The sequence below is a fragment of the Stenotrophomonas sp. NPDC077420 genome (assembly GCF_044543385.1).
In the GTDB taxonomy this organism is placed as follows: Bacteria; Pseudomonadota; Gammaproteobacteria; order Xanthomonadales; family Xanthomonadaceae; genus Stenotrophomonas.
Window position 1 is genome coordinate 305,915 of sequence record NZ_JBITVZ010000001.1, and the last position, 15,976, is coordinate 321,890.

At 68.9% G+C, this 15,976-nt stretch carries 14 protein-coding genes and 1 riboswitch; of the genes, 9 read left to right on the forward strand and 5 right to left on the reverse strand.

Translation table 11 applies throughout. From position 1 onward, the window contains the following. Positions 1-79: 79 nt before the first annotated feature. Entirely contained in the window at positions 80-3,988 is a 3,909-nt protein-coding gene (locus ACIGII_RS01305; RefSeq protein ID WP_399635497.1) for an autotransporter domain-containing protein, read from the reverse strand. A gap of 237 nt (positions 3,989-4,225) precedes the next feature. Between ACIGII_RS01305 and glyA the strand changes: the two genes are divergently transcribed. From glyA to ribD, 4 genes are all read left to right on the forward strand, one after another. Further along, entirely contained in the window at positions 4,226-5,479 is a 1,254-nt protein-coding gene (gene glyA, locus ACIGII_RS01310; RefSeq protein WP_399635495.1) for a serine hydroxymethyltransferase, read from the forward strand. Then, positions 5,479-5,922 carry a hypothetical protein gene (locus ACIGII_RS01315; protein WP_399635492.1) on the forward strand — a complete coding sequence of 148 codons (444 nt, stop codon included), beginning with the start codon at positions 5,479-5,481 and terminating at the stop codon, positions 5,920-5,922. The genes glyA and ACIGII_RS01315 overlap by 1 nt, the downstream gene beginning before the upstream one ends. Before the next feature lie 93 nt (positions 5,923-6,015). Further along, a complete protein-coding gene (nrdR, locus tag ACIGII_RS01320) occupies positions 6,016-6,537 on the forward strand; it encodes a transcriptional regulator NrdR (protein WP_068849191.1) in 522 nt (173 codons plus the stop codon). Between the two features lie 93 nt (positions 6,538-6,630). Beyond that, entirely contained in the window at positions 6,631-7,713 is a 1,083-nt protein-coding gene (ribD, locus tag ACIGII_RS01325) for a bifunctional diaminohydroxyphosphoribosylaminopyrimidine deaminase/5-amino-6-(5-phosphoribosylamino)uracil reductase RibD (RefSeq protein ID WP_399635490.1), read from the forward strand. Positions 7,714-7,803: 90 nt separating this feature from the next. On the opposite strand, the gene ACIGII_RS01330 is transcribed toward ribD, so the two are convergent. From ACIGII_RS01330 to ACIGII_RS01340, 3 genes are all read right to left on the reverse strand, one after another. Then, on the reverse strand, positions 7,804-8,133 hold the full coding sequence (locus ACIGII_RS01330; protein WP_399635487.1) for a helix-turn-helix domain-containing protein: 330 nt from the start codon (positions 8,131-8,133) through the stop codon (positions 7,804-7,806). Further along, the gene (locus tag ACIGII_RS01335; protein ID WP_093536111.1) at positions 8,133-8,474 is read right to left on the reverse strand and encodes a toxin; all 342 of its coding nucleotides are present in this window, start codon (positions 8,472-8,474) and stop codon (positions 8,133-8,135) included. The genes ACIGII_RS01330 and ACIGII_RS01335 overlap by 1 nt, the downstream gene beginning before the upstream one ends. Before the next feature lie 208 nt (positions 8,475-8,682). Further along, on the reverse strand, positions 8,683-9,315 hold the full coding sequence (locus ACIGII_RS01340) for an outer membrane beta-barrel protein (protein WP_399635483.1): 633 nt from the start codon (positions 9,313-9,315) through the stop codon (positions 8,683-8,685). A 155-nt stretch (positions 9,316-9,470) separates the two neighbouring features. Continuing rightward, positions 9,471-9,615: riboswitch (FMN riboswitch) on the forward strand. 76 nt (positions 9,616-9,691) lie between these two features. Here ACIGII_RS01340 and ACIGII_RS01345 point away from each other — a divergent pair. The 5 genes from ACIGII_RS01345 to thiL all read left to right on the forward strand — a co-directional run bounded on the left by ACIGII_RS01345 (position 9,692) and on the right by thiL (position 13,499). Continuing rightward, entirely contained in the window at positions 9,692-10,303 is a 612-nt protein-coding gene (locus tag ACIGII_RS01345) for a riboflavin synthase (RefSeq protein ID WP_399635480.1), read from the forward strand. After that, complete coding sequence (gene ribB, locus ACIGII_RS01350; RefSeq protein ID WP_399635478.1) at positions 10,300-11,415, forward strand: 3,4-dihydroxy-2-butanone-4-phosphate synthase; 1,116 nt, start codon at positions 10,300-10,302, stop codon at positions 11,413-11,415. Before ACIGII_RS01345 ends, ribB begins: the two co-directional genes overlap by 4 nt. A 148-nt stretch (positions 11,416-11,563) precedes the next feature. Continuing rightward, the gene (gene ribH / locus ACIGII_RS01355; protein WP_399635475.1) at positions 11,564-12,031 is read left to right on the forward strand and encodes a 6,7-dimethyl-8-ribityllumazine synthase; all 468 of its coding nucleotides are present in this window, start codon (positions 11,564-11,566) and stop codon (positions 12,029-12,031) included. Continuing rightward, a complete protein-coding gene (nusB, locus tag ACIGII_RS01360; protein ID WP_399635473.1) occupies positions 12,028-12,507 on the forward strand; it encodes a transcription antitermination factor NusB in 480 nt (159 codons plus the stop codon). The genes ribH and nusB overlap by 4 nt, the downstream gene beginning before the upstream one ends. 20 nt (positions 12,508-12,527) lie before the next feature. Next, a complete protein-coding gene (thiL, locus tag ACIGII_RS01365) occupies positions 12,528-13,499 on the forward strand; it encodes a thiamine-phosphate kinase (RefSeq protein ID WP_399635471.1) in 972 nt (323 codons plus the stop codon). Between the two features lie 7 nt (positions 13,500-13,506). Here the strand turns inward: thiL and ACIGII_RS01370 are convergent, their stop codons facing one another. Further along, positions 13,507-15,963: an autotransporter outer membrane beta-barrel domain-containing protein gene (locus ACIGII_RS01370; protein ID WP_399635468.1), complete on the reverse strand. Its 2,457-nt coding sequence runs from the start codon at positions 15,961-15,963 to the stop codon at positions 13,507-13,509. Positions 15,964-15,976 lie beyond the last annotated feature (13 nt).

The following is a 15,976-nucleotide window of genomic DNA, read 5'->3' on the forward strand; positions in this document are numbered from 1 at the left end:
GCTCGTCCGCTGACGCGGGACGGTAAACAAAGAAGCGCGCCCGAGGGCGCGCTTCTTCGTTCTACCTTGTACCCGTCGGTCAGAAGGCGACCGACCAGTCCAGCTGTGCACCCACGTCGCGCTGGCCGTCACCGTCACGCCCCTGCATCTGCAGCGAGACACGGCTGTTGGCGCTCGGACTCAGCGCGACGCCCAGCTGGGCCAGCACGCTGCTGCGGGCCAGCGGCGCGCCGGCAATGGTGAAGTCCTGCGACCCCGCCACGAAGCGGGCCGTGGTGGTCGGCAGGCGGTCACCGTCGGCGTACTGCCAGCCGACGCGTGCGGTCAGCACCGCGCGGTCCTGCTGGCCGCCGCTGATGTCCCAGGCCGCCTTCAGCGCGGCCAACCCGGTGCGGTAGTCGGTGCTGGCCGAGGCCAGCTGCAGGGCGCTGTTGCCGCCGCGCTCCTGGCCGCCGTCGCTGTCCAGCCGCACCTGCGCCAGTTCGATTTCCGGGGTCAGCTGCAGGCGCGGACCGCCGAAGGTCCAGCCGGCACGCACGAACGCGGTGGTGCCGGTGGCCTCTTCCCGGACCGCAAGGTCTTCGCTGAAGGTGGTGCCGACCTGCGCGGTGCGGGTGCTGTCGGTGCGGTAGTCGGCACGGGTAACGCCGCCGCGCAGGCTCAGCCCGCTCCAGCGGTAGTGGGCATAAACGCCGTACTCGGTGGCGTCCGTGCTGGCGAGCGCGGTGCGGCCCCGCAGGCGGGTTTCCAGGCGCTGCTGGCCCGCGGCCACGCCCAGTTCCAGCGCCTCGCCGAGCTGCCAGCCGGCACCGGCCATCACCCCGTCCTGGCGGACGCGGGTGGCGGTGCTTTCGGCGCTGCCATCGGTGCGCTGCTGGCCGCCGCTGCCGGCCAGCCACACGCGCACGCCCGGCGCGATGTCGCCGCCGAGCGCGCGACCGTCCAGGTGGCGGTCGATGCCGTCATGCAGGAACCGGTTCTGCATCAGCGCGCCACGGGTGGCGGCATGCACCTCACCGGACAGGCTGTCGAAGGCCGGCACCACTTCGGGCACGGTCAGCCGCACCACGGCGTCGTACACCGCGTTGCCCTCGCCGAGCGCTTCCACGGCCACGGCCACCTGCTGCTGGTTGGTATTGACCACCACGTCCGGGAACGCCAGATCGACGTCGGGCATCGACACATCATTGCGGGCCATGGTCAGGTAGACGTTGTTGGCGTCATAGCTGAGGGTGGGGTCGAGGAACGCGAAATTGCTGCTGGCTCCGGCGAAGGTCCCATCGACGCCGTCGGCGGCGGTCAGCAGGGTGTAGCGGGTCGACGGCTGCCAGTTGCCTTCGGCGGCAACCGCCACCGTGTTGGCCTGGCCCAGGCGGGCGGCGCCGGCCACATCGACGTGGTCGCTGCGACCGTCGGCGGCGACGTCCACCTGGAAAGTGGCGCTGGCGTCGAAGCTGAGATCCCCAGCCAGCGAAAGCTGGCCGATGCTGCCGGCCAGGCGGCTGCCCGGGGCAAGCACGCTGCCGCTGAGCAGGCGCACGCTGCCCAGGCGGCCGGTACCGGCCAGCAGGGCGTTGTCACGCAGTTCGGTCTCGCCGCCCAGGGCGCCCTGGACATCCAGCATCCCGCCGTTGACGACGGTGGTGCCGTTGAACGCGCCGCTGTCGCCGGTCAGGGTGAGGAAGTGCCGCCCCTGGCGCAGGGTGCCTTCGCCGCTGAACTGGCCGGCGTAGGTCAGTACGCGGGTGGTGTCGATCTCGAACGTGCCGGCGCTCTCGATCTCGATGTTGCCGCCGTTGAGGGCATTGCCGGTGACGCGCAGGGTGCCGTCCTCGACCCGGGTCAGGCCGCGGGCGGTACCGCCCACCAGGGTAAGCGTGCCGCCATCGCGCTTGACCAGGGTGCTGCTGCTGTCACCGCTGATACCGGCGCCCAGCGTTGCGCTGGCGCCGCTGGCGACATCCATCGCCACCTCGCCCTGCAGCTGCACCGCATTGTTGATCGCCAGCGTGTCGGCCAGGTCCAGCGCCGTGCCGTCGGCCATGCCCAGCCAGCTGCCGCCCAGCGCGGTGTTGGCGTCCAGGGCGAGCGTGCCTTCGTCGACCAGCAGCGCGCTGTTCCAGCCGGTGCTGTCGCCACGCAGCGACAGCGTGCCGCTGCCGGTCTTGTGCAGCGTGCCCGACCCGGTGAACGCACCCAGCGCGACCAGGCTGCCGTCGACGTCGAAGGTCGACTCGGCGCTCAGCAGCACCGCCGTGTCGACCGACAGCGCGGTGCCGGTGCGCAGGGTACCGCCCGCCATCTCCAGGCGGGCAGTGCCGGCACCGGCGAGCAGGGTGGCGGCGGACGCGCCCGAACCGATCTCGAGTACGGCGTCCTGCCCGACCACCAGCGTGCCGCTGCTGCCGGCCTGGCCGGCCAGGACGATGTCGCCTGCGATCTCGGCGCTGCCGCCATCGGCAAGCGTGACGCGGGCCTGGCCAGCCCCGCCCACGCTCAGTGAATCGCTGACCAGACGCGACCCCGCGCCGGTCACGGTGAGGGTGCCGCCGCCGTTGGCGAGTTCGCCCACGCGCAGGTCACCGAGCACGGCGCTGCCGCCGTTGGCGATCTCCACGGTGGCCAAGCCCGCGTTGCCCAGCACCGCGCCGGCGCTGCTCAGCTGGCCGCCATCGAGCACCTGCAGCGTGCCGTAGCCCACGTTGGCCACCCGCAGGGTGCCGCCGGCAGCGAACTGCGACTCGGCGCCGCTGACGACCAGGACGCCGGTACCGTTGGTGCCGGCGCCCAGGACGACGTCGTCGGTGACCGCCACGGTGCCGCCGTTGTCGACGTCCACCCGGCCCCAGCCGTTGACGCCGAGGGTGAGCGACGCTGCTTCGAGGCGGGAGTCCGCGCCGGTCGCGCGTGCCGTGCCGACACCGCTGGGGGTCATGCCCAGGGTGGTGGCGCCGAAGCTGGCGCTGGCGCCATCGGACACTTCGATGGCGCCCACGCCCGCCCTGCCGACGACGGTCTCGCTGCCGCTCTGCACAAAGCGCGCGTCGGCGCCGGACACGACCAGGTCGCCGCGCGAACGCAGGCTGGCCGACAGGGCCTGGTTGCCCAGGTACAGCGCGCCGCGTACTTCGGCGCTGGCGCCGTCGAGCACCTTCACGGTGCCGGTGCCGTACTCGCCGATGTTGAGCACGTCGGTGTTCACCCAGCGGCTGCCGCTGCCGGAGATTTCGGCCAGGCCGACGCCGGTGCGGGTATTGCCGACGAAACCGGCCAGGCTGGTCATCTGCGCGCCGTCGAACACCTTGATGGTGCCGTTGCCTTCATTGCCGAGCAGCAGGTTGCGCCCGGTGGTGAAGCGCGAGCTCGCGCCACTGACGTTGACCAGGCCCTTGCCGGTGGGGCCCGCGCCGACGTAGGCGTCGGTGCCGATGGCCAGGGTGCCGCCGTTGTCGACGTCGACCTGGCCATTGCCCAGGTGGCCGACGCCGATGGTGGTCAGCGCGGTCCAGGTGGAACCGGCACCGGAGATGGTGATGCGGCCGTCGGCGGTGCCCGCGGTGCCGGCGCGGTCGCCGGTGCCGACGAAGATGGTCGCCGAGGTCAGCTGGCCGCCGCCCACGATCGACAGGTTGCCGCGCGTGGTGTAGCCGACGTGGATGTGGTTGGTGCGCTCACCGGTGGCGGTGATCTCGGCGGTGCGGTTGCCGTCGATATAGGCGGCCACCGATCCGCCGGTCGGCTCACCCGCCTCCCAGTTGCCGGCGTTGGCCCAGCTGTTGTCGACATTGCCGCGGAACTCATTCCAGCCATTGAGGCCGGCGAACGCGGACGGCGCGGCGCAGGCCAGCGCGATGCCGGCCACCAGTGGTGCCAGGCGCGGCGAGCGCCGGTCGATGCGGGCGAGGGTACGCGCGCCGTGGGCGAGCTCGGACACCACCTGCATGCACTTCAGTGCGTGATTGAAGACCACGCGATACACATGATTCACAGCCAACCCCTGTTTTGTGAAAACGATTCCCTGAGGTGGCAATAACGGCCGCTGGCTGAACGTCTTTAGGGTTTCAGATCGACTAATCTGAACAATTCAAGGAACGGCGTCCCAGTTCTGATTTTTGGCCGAATCTGCGTCGGCCGGCCGCGTTGCGCCTTCCGGCACGGGCCAGGTGATGGCGGGCGCCTTACAATGGATGGCTGTCGTTCCCCCTCACCCTGCCTGGAGTAAGCGATGTTCCCGCGTGACGTCCGCATCGAAACCTACGATCCCGAACTGGCCAAGGCCATCGCCGCCGAAACCCAGCGCCAGGAAGACCACGTCGAGCTGATCGCCAGCGAGAACTACACCAGCCCGGCAGTGATGGAAGCGCAGGGCAGCCAGCTGACCAACAAGTACGCCGAAGGCTACCCGGGCAAGCGCTACTACGGCGGCTGCGAATACGTGGACATCGCCGAGCAGCTGGCGATCGATCGCCTGAAGCAGCTGTTCGATGCCGACTACGCCAACGTGCAGCCGCACAGCGGCTCGCAGGCCAACCAGGCGGTGTACTTCGCGCTGCTGCAGCCGGGCGACACCCTCCTGGGCATGAGCCTGGCCCATGGTGGCCACCTGACCCACGGTGCCAAGGTCAACGCCTCGGGCAAGCTGTTCAACGCCGTGCAGTACGGGGTGAACGAGCAGGGCCTGATCGACTATGACGAGGTCGAGCGCCTGGCCCTGGAGCACAAGCCGAAGATGGTCGTGGCCGGCTTCTCGGCCTATTCGCAGGTGGTGGACTGGGCGCGCTTCCGCGCCATCGCCGACAAGGTCGGTGCCTACCTGTTCGTGGACATGGCCCACGTGGCCGGCCTGGTCGCCGCCGGCGTGTATCCCAGCCCGCTGCCGCACGCCCACGTGGTCACCTCGACCACCCACAAGACCCTGCGCGGCCCGCGCGGCGGCATCATCCTTGCCAAGGGCGCCGGCGAAGAGATCGAGAAGAAGCTGCAGTCGATCGTGTTCCCGGGCATCCAGGGCGGCCCGCTGATGCACGTCATCGCCGCCAAGGCCGTGGCCTTCAAGGAAGCCCTGGAACCGGGCTTCAAGGCCTACCAGCAGCAGGTGGTGAAGAACGCCCAGGCGATGGCCACCACCCTGATCGCGCGCGGCTACAAGATCGTCTCCGGCGGTACCGAGAACCACCTGATGCTGGTGGACATGATCGGCAAGGACGTCTCCGGCAAGGACGCGGAAGCGGCCTTGGGCAAGGCCCACATCACGGTCAACAAGAACTCGGTGCCGAATGACCCGCGCTCGCCGTTCGTGACCTCGGGCCTGCGCCTGGGCACCCCGGCGGTGACCACCCGCGGCTATCAGGAAGCGGACTGCGTCGAACTGGCCAACTGGATTGCCGACGTGCTGGACGCCCCGGCCGATGAAGCGGTGATCGCCCGCGTGCGCGATGCGGTCAGCGCGCAGTGCCGCAAGTACCCGGTCTACGGGTAATGGGCGAGACCCTGCAGCGGCGCCTGTACATCGCGCAGGCGCTGCTGCTGGGGTTGCCCGCGCTGGTCGCCGGTGGCGGCGTGGCCGGGCTGGCGTTGTACGTCTTTTTCGACCGCCACGGCTACATGGCCAATCGTGAAGGCCTGTTCCTGCTGGGATGGGCCTTGGCCGGGGTATGTGGCCTGCTGGGCTGGGCCTGGCTGAGCGTGGTCTACCTGCGCAGGGGGCGAACCGCCCTGCGCAGCACCGGCCTGCTGCCGTGGGTGGGGCTGGGGTTGGGCGTGGTGGCCGCGCTGGGCGTGGTCGCACTGGTCGCTTACAACTCGCTTTCCGGCAGCTCGTGGCGGGCGCTGGGCTATCTGCTCGTGGGTCCGCCCCTGCTGGTCTGCAGCGCGCATCTGCTCTGGTTGCGGGCGGTTCCGGCCGCTGCCGGCGAATCCTGATCGACATCGCGATTTGTACGCCGGGGTCTTCTCAGGTACCGTTGCGACGCTGCCGTGACCACGGCATGACGTTTCTCCGATGCAAGGCGTTCCATGTACTGTCCGTTCTGCCAGCATGCCGATACCCGGGTGATCGACTCGCGCGTCTCCGAAGACGGTGCGACGATCCGCCGTCGGCGTGAGTGCGAGGCGTGCAGCGAGCGCTTCAGCACCCTGGAAACCATCGAATTGAAGCTGCCGGCGATCGTGAAGAGCGATGGAAGCCGCGAGCAGTTCGATGCGCGCAAGCTGCGGGTGGGCTTCGACCGCGCGCTGCAGAAGCGCCCCGTGCCCGAAGACAAGATCGAACTGGCGGTGCGCGCGGTGATGCAGCAACTGCGCATGTGCGGCGAGCGTGAGATTCCGTCGATCAAGGTCGGCGAGTTCGTGATGAACGAACTGCGCAAGCTCGACCACGTCGCCTACGTGCGGTTTGCGTCGGTCTATCGCAGCTTCGAGGACGTGGCCGATTTCCGCGAGGAAATCGAGAAGCTCGAACGCGAGCTGCCGTCCAGTACCGAACAGCTGCAGCTGCTGGGCGATGTGATCGCCCTGACCAAGAAAAAGAAGGGGTAGAGCGGACTGTCAGTCCGCTTCTTGCCGAAGCAGCGGACTGACAGTCCGCTCTACCAGTCCGCTCTACCGGGGGTTGGCGTTACCATGCCCGCCATGAGCGATTTTTCCACGCTGGACCACCTGCACATGGCCCGCGCGCTGCGCCTGGCCGAACGCGGCATGTTCACCGCGCGACCCAATCCGATGGTCGGCTGCGTGATCGCACACCGCGATCGGGTGGTCAGCGAGGGCTGGCACCAGCGCACCGGCGGCCCCCATGCCGAAGTGTTCGCACTGCGCCAGGCCGGCGAGGAGGCGCGCGGCGCCACCGCCTACGTCACCCTGGAACCGTGCGCCCACCACGGGCGCACCCCGCCCTGCGCGCTGGCCTTGATCGAGGCCGGCGTGGAACGGGTGGTGGCCGCCATGCGCGACCCGTTCCCCAAGGTCGATGGCGGTGGCTTCGCGCTGCTGCGCGAGGCGGGCATCGAGGTGGCTGAAGGTTTGATGGCGGCGCAGGCGCGTGAGTTGAATCGTGGCTTCCTTTCGCGCGTTGAACGTGGCCGGCCGTGGCTGCGGGTGAAGCTGGCCGCCAGTCTGGACGGGCGCACCGCGATGGCCGATGGCACCTCCAAGTGGATTACCGGCGACGCGGCCCGCACTGACGTGCAGCGCTGGCGCGCACGAGCCGGTGCGATCCTGACCGGGGCCGATACCGTATTGGCCGATGACCCGCAGTTGACCGTGAGGCTGGCCGATACCGAGGTCATGCCGCCGTTGCGGGTGGTGCTCGATACGCGCCTTCGGTCGCTGGAATGCGCGCGGGTGCGCGAGGGTGGGGCGCCGACCCTGTACCTGCACGATGCGTCGGTGAGCCCGCCTGACGCGGCCGATGCCGAATTTGCCAGCGTGCCCAGCCAGGACGGGGGACTGGATCTGGGTGCCGTGTTGGCGCTGTTGGCCGAACGCGGCATCAATGAAGTGCATACCGAAGCCGGGGCCACGCTTTCCGGCGCGCTGCTGGCCGGCGGCTGGGTGGATGAGCTGTTGCTTTACCAGGCGCCCACGCTGCTGGGAGAGCATGGTCGGCCGCTGCTGGGCGGCCTGGGCATTCACGACATGGCGCAGCAGCGACGGCTGCGGGTCGTCGATCAGCGGCAGGTGGGAGCGGATCTGAGGTTGTTGCTGCGCGTGTGAGGCTTCTGCCACGCAGGGCGTGGCACTACGCCTCGTGTAGGCCGGTAGCACCGACCGTTGGTCGGGTGGCGCCGCACGGCGGCGGGCAGATCAGGAGGCGACGTCCGGCTGCAGCGCCTCCAGGTGGCGAACGGTCTGTGGAAACTGTTGCACCAGTCGAATGAGGGTCGATGCCTGCGCGTTGGGACGCGCGCGGCCCTGCTCCCAGTTCTCCAGCGTGCGTGCATTGGTACGCAGGTACATGGCAAACACCGGCCGTGACATGTTCAGCTGTTCACGGATCGCGACCAGCTCTCCCGCATGCAGTGGAGGCAACGGCTGCAGTCGAACCTTGTGCGTGCGCAGCGTGTTCTTCCCCGAGCGCTCGTCCTCCAGCGCGTGCAGCCCTTCGACAAGCTCGGCAAATACGTCGCGTTTCATCATGTGGTCCTCGCCAGAAGTTCGGCCTCAAGCATTCTTTTCAACAGTCTTTTCTGCATCGCGTCCAGGTCGTCCTGGACGCCCTTGCCGTAGAGGGTGAACAGCCAGAACTGCGAACCCGCCGGCCAGTGGAAGTAGATCACCCGTAGTCCGCCGCGCTTGCCACGCTGCCTGCGGTCGTCGGAAAAGCGCAGCTTGCGGAGACCGCCAGTGCCGACGATCACGTCGCCAGCCTCGGGCGCCCGCAGCAGGAACTGCTGAAGCGCGCATAGCCCATCGTTGTCGAGGTAGGCGGCACGGTGGCGCGAGAACGCTGGCATCTCCACGAACACGGCGTGCATAAGTATACGTTATCTGCGTAGGTTTACCAGCCACCTTACCTTGCACGATCACACCAGAAGGGGCACCCGATCACACCTCTTCCCGCGTATTTTTCAAGTATTCGATCAAGTTCCGGAAAGTGATAGGTGGCCACCGCTTGCCAAAAAAAACGGGCCGCTTGCGGGGCCCGTCGATCATGGCGCGGGTTGGCGCTGCCCGATCAGCAACTCAGAAGCTGGCGCGGATGCCGGCCGAATACTGGGTGACGTCGTCGTAGTACTGGACTTCGCCGATCAGGCCCCAGTTGCGGCTGAACTTGACCTGGCCGCCCACGGTGCCGATCCACACGCCGTCCATGTCGCTGCCGTCGATGTACCCGGCCTTCAGCCAGGCTTCGGTGGCACGCGAGGGCTTGCCGCGCAGGCCCAGCGTGCCGCGACCGGCGTTGGTGTGGAACGTTTCGGTGTCGGTGTCCACGCCGTCATCGAACTTCACCTTGTTGTTGATGCGCATCCACGCGAGGTCCGCGGTGAAGTCCAGGCGGTCGGTGAACGGCATGTGGTAGCCGATGCCGGCTTCCGGCTGCTCAATGGTGTTCTTCAGGCGGAACTCGCCGATGCTGTCTTCCAGGTGGTAGGTCTTGGAAGCGGTGCTGTAGCCCGCGAACACGTACACCTGGTCGGCGATCGCGAACGAGCCGCGGATGAAACCGCCGTCCAGCTTCGGGTTGCTGCCGGGATTGCTGATCTGCAGCTGGGTCCAGCCGCCTTCCACGTAGGTGTAGCTCATGGCGTCGGCGGCAGAAGCGGCCATCGGAGCGGTGGCCAGCAGGGCAGCGGCCAGGGCGAGCATCTTGCGCATGGAAAATCCTTGAAAGTGAGGTCCATTTCAGCCTGCCCGGGGCGGGCGGCAGGGCGGCGGTCATCGCCGCGCGGGGCGCATCTTAACAAATTGTTTACAGAAAGCGAGCGCTCAGCCAGCGCTGTTACAATGGCCGCGCCGGTTCGCCGGTATACAAACGTCTTCAGGGCGGGGTGCGATTCCCCACCGGCGGTAGGTGCGCAAGCACGAGCCCGCGAGCGCTTCCGGTGACGCCGGAAGGTCAGCAGATCCGGTCCAACGCCGGAGCCGACGGTATAGTCCGGATGAAAGAAGACGGTGCCACAGGGCCTGCATGGCCCTGCGCCCGCCTGTTTGCCTTGCGGCGTTTTTCGCTCACTTTTCGCGGAGAACGTTAGTGTTTACTGGAATCATCGAAGGCGTGGGCCATGTGGCTGCGCGCGACTCCCTTGGCGGCGATGTCCGCTTCACCTTCCACGTCGGCAGCCTGCCGTTCGAGCACGTGCAGCTCGGCGAAAGCATCGCCATCAACGGCGTGTGCCTGACCGTCATCGCCTTTGATGCGGCCTCGTTCCAGGCCGATGCGTCGACCGAAACCCTGGGCCTGACCACGCTGGGCCAGCTGGCGCCCGGCGCGGTGATCAACCTGGAACGCGCCATGCGCCCCACCGACCGCCTCGGCGGCCACCTGGTCAGCGGCCACGTCGACGGGCTGGGCCAGGTGCTGTCCATCCACGACGACGCGCGCGCCCAGCGCTGGCGTTTCGCCGCACCGGCCGGGCTGCTGCGCTATATCGCCAGGAAGGGCTCGATCTGCGTGGACGGGGTCAGCCTGACCGTCAACGAGGTGGATGACGCCGGCTTCGAGGTCGCGCTGATCCCGCATACCGTGGCCAACACCGCCTTTGCCGCCACCGGCGTGGGCAGTGCGGTCAATCTCGAAATCGACCTGGTCGCCCGTTACGTCGAACGGCTGGTCGCCCCCCAGGTACAGGACACCCGCGCATGAATTTCGCTCCCATCCCCGAGATCCTCGAGGACATCCGCCTGGGTCGCATGGTGGTCATCGTCGATGACGAAGACCGCGAAAACGAAGGCGACCTGATCATGGCCGCCGAGCTGGTCAAGCCGTCGGACATCAACTTCATGGTCACCCACGGCCGTGGCCTGGTGTGCCTGCCGCTGACCCGCGAGCGCGCCGCCGACCTGGGCCTGGCGCCGATGGTGCAGGCCAATACCGCCCAGTTCCAGACCAACTTCACCGTCAGCATCGAGGCCGCCGAGGGCGTCACCACCGGCATTTCAGCGTATGACCGCGCGCACACCATCCGCACCGCGGTGAAACCCGACGCCAGGCCGTCCGACCTGCACCAGCCGGGCCACATCTTCCCGCTGATCGCCCAGCCGGGCGGCGTGCTGACCCGCGCCGGCCACACCGAAGCGGGCGTCGACCTGGCCATGCTGGCCGGGCTGGAACCGGCCGGCGTGCTGGTGGAGATCCTCAATCCGGACGGCAGCATGGCGCGCCGCCCGGAGCTGGAGGTGTTCGCGCGCGAGCACGGCCTGAAGATGGGCTCCATCGCCGACCTGATCGCCTACCGCCTGGCCACCGAAAAGACCGTCGAACGTGTCGACGAGCGCGACATCGATACCGAGTTCGGCCCGTTCAAGCTGGTCACCTACCGCGACCGGATCGCGCATGACCTGCACTTCGCGCTGGTCCGTGGCACCCCGGATACCGAGCCCACCCTGGTCCGGGTACAGGTGGAAAACCCGTTGGCCGACCTGCTGCACTGGCGCCGCGATGACTTCGGCGTGGCCGCCACCGACGCATTGCGGGCCATCGCGGCCGCCGAGCGCGGGGTGATGGTGGTGCTGTCGGCGCCGCGCGACAGCAACAGCCTGCTGGCCCGCCTGCGCCAGCAGCCGCAGCCGGTGGTGCCGGGCAAGGACAAGGACGTCAGCCAATGGCGCCGCAACGGCGCCGGCGCCCAGATCCTGTCCGACCTCGGCCTGGGCAAGCTGCGCGTGCTTGGCACCCCGCGCCGCCAGATCGGCCTGGCCGGTTACGGCCTGGAGATCATCGAAACGGTAGGGAACGCGTCATCGCATGCGCGCTGACGCTTGCCATCACCCACACCCCCGCCGCTTCGCGGCAGCCCCCTGACTCAGGGGGCGTTTCCACCCGACCCGTCCCGAGACATGCCGCCGCGGCCCTATGCGGCCATGCGCTAGAATATTCACCTATCAAAAGGACCCCGCGCCGACCATGAGCCACTACGAAGGCGACCTTCGGACCCCCGAGGCGGCCCGTTTCGCCATCCTTGCCAGCCGCTGGAATGCCCGCATCACCGACGTGCTGGTGGCCGGCGCGCGGCAGAGCCTGGCCGGCAACGGCATCGACGAAACCGCCATCGACGTGATCCGCGTTCCCGGTGCCTGGGAGCTGCCGCTGGTTGCCGCGCGCCTGGCGGCCGCCCATGAACATGCTGCGATCATCGCCCTGGGCTGTGTGATCCGTGGCGACACCCGCCATTACGAACACGTGGCCGATGGCTGCGCCGAGGGCCTGATGCGCGTCCAGCTGGACTTCGGCGTGCCGGTGCTCAATGGCGTGCTGGCGGTCGAGCGTGTCGAGGATGCCGAGGCCCGCGCCGGCGGCAGCCATGGCAACAAGGGTGAGGAAGCCGCACTGACGGCGTTGGAAATGGTCAATCTTCTGGAGCAGTTGCCGTGAACAAGTCAAACCCGGGCAAGCCCTCCGGCAAGCCGGTCCGCCACGATGGCATCGACCCGGTCCACCGCTCGCGCGCGCGCCGTCGTGCCCTGCAGGCCATCTACGCCTGGCAGATCTCCGGCGGCACCGCGCAGTCGGTGATCGCCCAGTTCGCCCACGAGCAGGCCCGCGAAATCGCCGACCTGGCGTATTTCGAGGCGCTGGTGCATGGCGTGCTCGACCACCGCAGGGACCTGGACGAAGCGCTGGAGCCGTTCGTGGATCGCAGCATCGACGAGGTCGACGCGATCGAACGCGCCGCGCTGCGCGTGGCCGCCTATGAACTGCGTTACCGCATCGACGTGCCCTACCGCGTGGTGATCAACGAGGCCATCGAATCGACCAAGCGGTTCGGTTCCGAACACGGCCACACCTACGTCAACGGCGTGCTCGACCGCGCTGCCGTCGAGTGGCGCAAGGCCGAAAGCGGGGGCTGAGCCCCGGCTCGGGCACGCCCATGTCCCTTGCCGAATTTTCCCTGATCGAGCGCATTGCCGCGCGCACCCGTGCCCGCGCCGACGTGGTGCTGGGCATCGGCGACGATGCCGCGCTGCTGCAGCCGGGCGCCGGCGAACAGCTGGTGGTGACCGCCGACACGCTCAACAGCGGTGTGCATTTCCCGGCGGAAACCCCGGCCTATGACATCGGCTGGAAAACCCTGGCGGTCAACCTGTCCGACCTGGCGTCGATGGGCGCGCGCCCGTCGTGGTGCGTGCTGGCGCTGTCGTTGCCCGCTGCCGATCCGGCCTGGGTGGACGCGTTCGCCGACGGTTTCTTCGCGCTGGCCGACGCCCACGACATCGTGCTGATCGGCGGCGATACCACCCGGGGTCCGCTGTCGTTGTCGGTCACGGCGATGGGGCAGGTCGCTGCCGGCAGCGCGCTGCGTCGCGATGGCGCGCAGGTGGGCGACGATGTCTGGGTCAGCGGCACGCTCGGCGATGCCGCGGTGGCGCTGCGGGCGTGGCAGGGCGGTACCCTGGATGTGCGCACGGCGGCCGAGGACGCCCAGGTCGAAGCGCTGCGCCTGCGCCTGGCGCGACCCACGCCGCGCGTCGAACTCGGCCGCGCGCTGCAGGGTGTGGCGCATGCGGCCGTCGACATTTCCGACGGGCTGTTGGCCGACCTGGGCCACATCTGCGAACGCAGCGCGGTGGGGGCCCGTCTCGATCCGGACCGCCTGCCGGTGTCGGCGGCCGCGCGCGCGCGGGTGGGGCTGGCCCACGCGCGCGAGGCGGCCTTGCGCGGCGGCGACGACTACGAACTCTGCTTCACCGCCGCCGCGGCACAGCGCGGCGCCATCGAGGCGGTGGCGCAGCGCCTGGCCCTGCCGTTGACCCGCATCGGCGAGGTGGTGAAGGGGCAGGGTGTCGCCACCGGCAGCGACACCCCGGGGCCGCAGGGCTACGAGCACTTCACCGAGCTCTAGCGCGGAATTACCACCGATACCCGACGCCCAACCGCGCCCCGCGCTCGCGGAACCCGCCCGCGCCCTGCATGTGGCTGACCCCGCCCCACGCCGACACGCCGGAACGCCAGCTCACCTGCGTACCGGCTTCCACCGCGTAGCGGTCACGCGGCGTGCTGCCGTCCAACAGGGCGTCATCGAGGGTGATGCCACCACGGGCACCGTCGCGATACCCGTCCAGCGCCAGGTACGGACGCGCCTGCAAGGTGCCACCCGCGTCCAGCTCGCCCTGCAGGCGCAGCCCCAGGCGCCCGGACAGGCCGTCGTTGCCCAGGCTGCGCACCACCGTGCCGTTGGCCTCGCGATGCAGGTCGACCGCTGCGTCGGTGTAGATCAGCTGCAGTGCAGGCTGCAGGTGCAGTGCCATCGCGCCAAGCTGGCCCAGGTCGATGCGGTAGGCGACCTGCAGCGACGACTGCCACAGCGCGGCGTCGTAGCGTTCGCGGGCCAGGCCTTCGCCGTCGACCCGGTTGCCGAAGCGCGCCCGTTGCAGCGATGCATCCAGCAGCCAGGTGTCGCTGTCCCAACGCGCATACGCCCCCGCCGCACCGCCGGCGACCGTACCACGCGCGCTGTAGCCGGTGATCGAAGACCGCGACCGGGTTTCCGCACGCGCAGCGGTCAGCATCAGGCCGACCCGGCCGCGCCCGGCCGCGAAGCCACCGAGGTCCGCGCCGAGCTGAAGCCGCGAACGGTCCACCTGCTGATCGAGTTGGCCCTCCACCGCGCCGAGGCGACTGTGGGCGGTATCCACCGCCGCCCAGGCGCGGCCCCCGGCACTGCGGTCGACCGCACGCCTGCGTTCGCGCCCGTCATCACGCAGCAGCTGGTGCAGCGCGAACTGGTTGGCCAGGTAGACGCCGGCCTCCGGGCGCAGGATCGGCGGCGGCGCCACCGGGTCGGCAGGATCGACCGGGTCGATGGGATCGACCGGATCCACCGGATCCTCGGGATCGACCGGATTTCCAGGATCAACAGGATTCCCGGGATCAACAGGGTTCCCAGGATCGACCGGATCGACCGGTTCGCACTGCGGCAGGTCCGGATCGATCTCGCACGGGTCCGGTTCGGCCTCGGCTTCAGAGCGCAGGTACCAGCTGCCATCGACGCCCTTGACCAGGAAATACTCGTACTGGCCGCCAACGGCGCGTCCGATCAGATCGAACTGGGCGTTGGACGCGCCCTGGATGTTGATCAGTTCGATCCCCTGCCCGGTCCGGGCACCGGCGCCGCCCACGTTGAGCACGCGCACCCCGGCCTGGCCGCTGGCGTCGCCGGCGATCCGCAGCTGGTCGGTGGCCGAGTGGTCATCGCCCAGCACGGTGTGGAACAGCAGCGTGCCGCCCTGGCCGACAAAGGTGTCGGCCTGCAGCACATTGAAGGCGCTGCCGTCGCCCAGCGCCAGCGTTCCGCTGGCGTCGAGCTGCACCCGGCCGACATGGCTGTCCCCGCTCATCAGCCAGGTGCTGTTGCTGCGGATGGTCGCCGAGCTTACGTTGTCGAAGCGGCCGTGGATGCGTGAATGGTTGGACAGCGTTACATGGAGGGCGCCACCGGCCGCGCTGGGGTCCAGCGCGATGTCGCCGTCCAGCCGCGCGTTGTCGACGCCGAAGGTGACCACCGGGCGACCGGTGCCGCTCGCGTTGTGCACGCGCAGCAGATGGCCGTCGCCCCCGACCAGCGTAGCGCCGTTGCGGATGCGGATGTCGTAGGCGTGACCGGCGTCGAGCACCTCGATGGCGGCACCGCCCCGTGAGGTGATGCTCGCGTTGTCCACGTCGAGCCAGCCATGGTCCCGGCTGCCGTACAGCATCACCCCGACATTGCCGGCGTCGATGACCGACCCGTTGTACAGGTGCACCGTGCCCGCGTCCTGGCGGATGCCGATGCCGTGGGCGTAATGGGCTTGGCCGGGCGTGGCGGCAACGTGGATGCTGGATCCGCTCAGGGCGACGGACGCGTGGCGATCACCATTGATCATCATCACGCCAGTGGTGTTGATCCCGTCCGAGGTTTCGTCGATGCGCAACGTGCTGTTGAACAGATAGGCGGTGGAGGTGTCCCACAGGCGGATGCCCGCGCCACGGATGTGCGAGTTCGCCGCATCCAGCGTCGATCCCTCCCGCAGTTCGATCGCCGAGACCTCGAATGGTGCGAGGTCGACGCGGGCGTTCATCAGAAGCACGGCGCTGCCACTGCGCGCATTGATGCTGTAGGTGTCGCCGCCCTCGACGAACAGCTGTGCACCGTTGCTGAGCTGCCAGCGTTCGCGCGGGTCGCCGTAGACCACCTTGTGTTCTTCGTTGTCCAGCTCACGCGCGGCGAGGGGACCGGTGGCCAGCGCGGTGACCGCCAGCAGGACGCCCGCGGCGAGCGGACGCAGGGAGAGCGCGCGACGCCGGGCGACGCGGTAGATGTTGTTCATCGAATGGATCCTT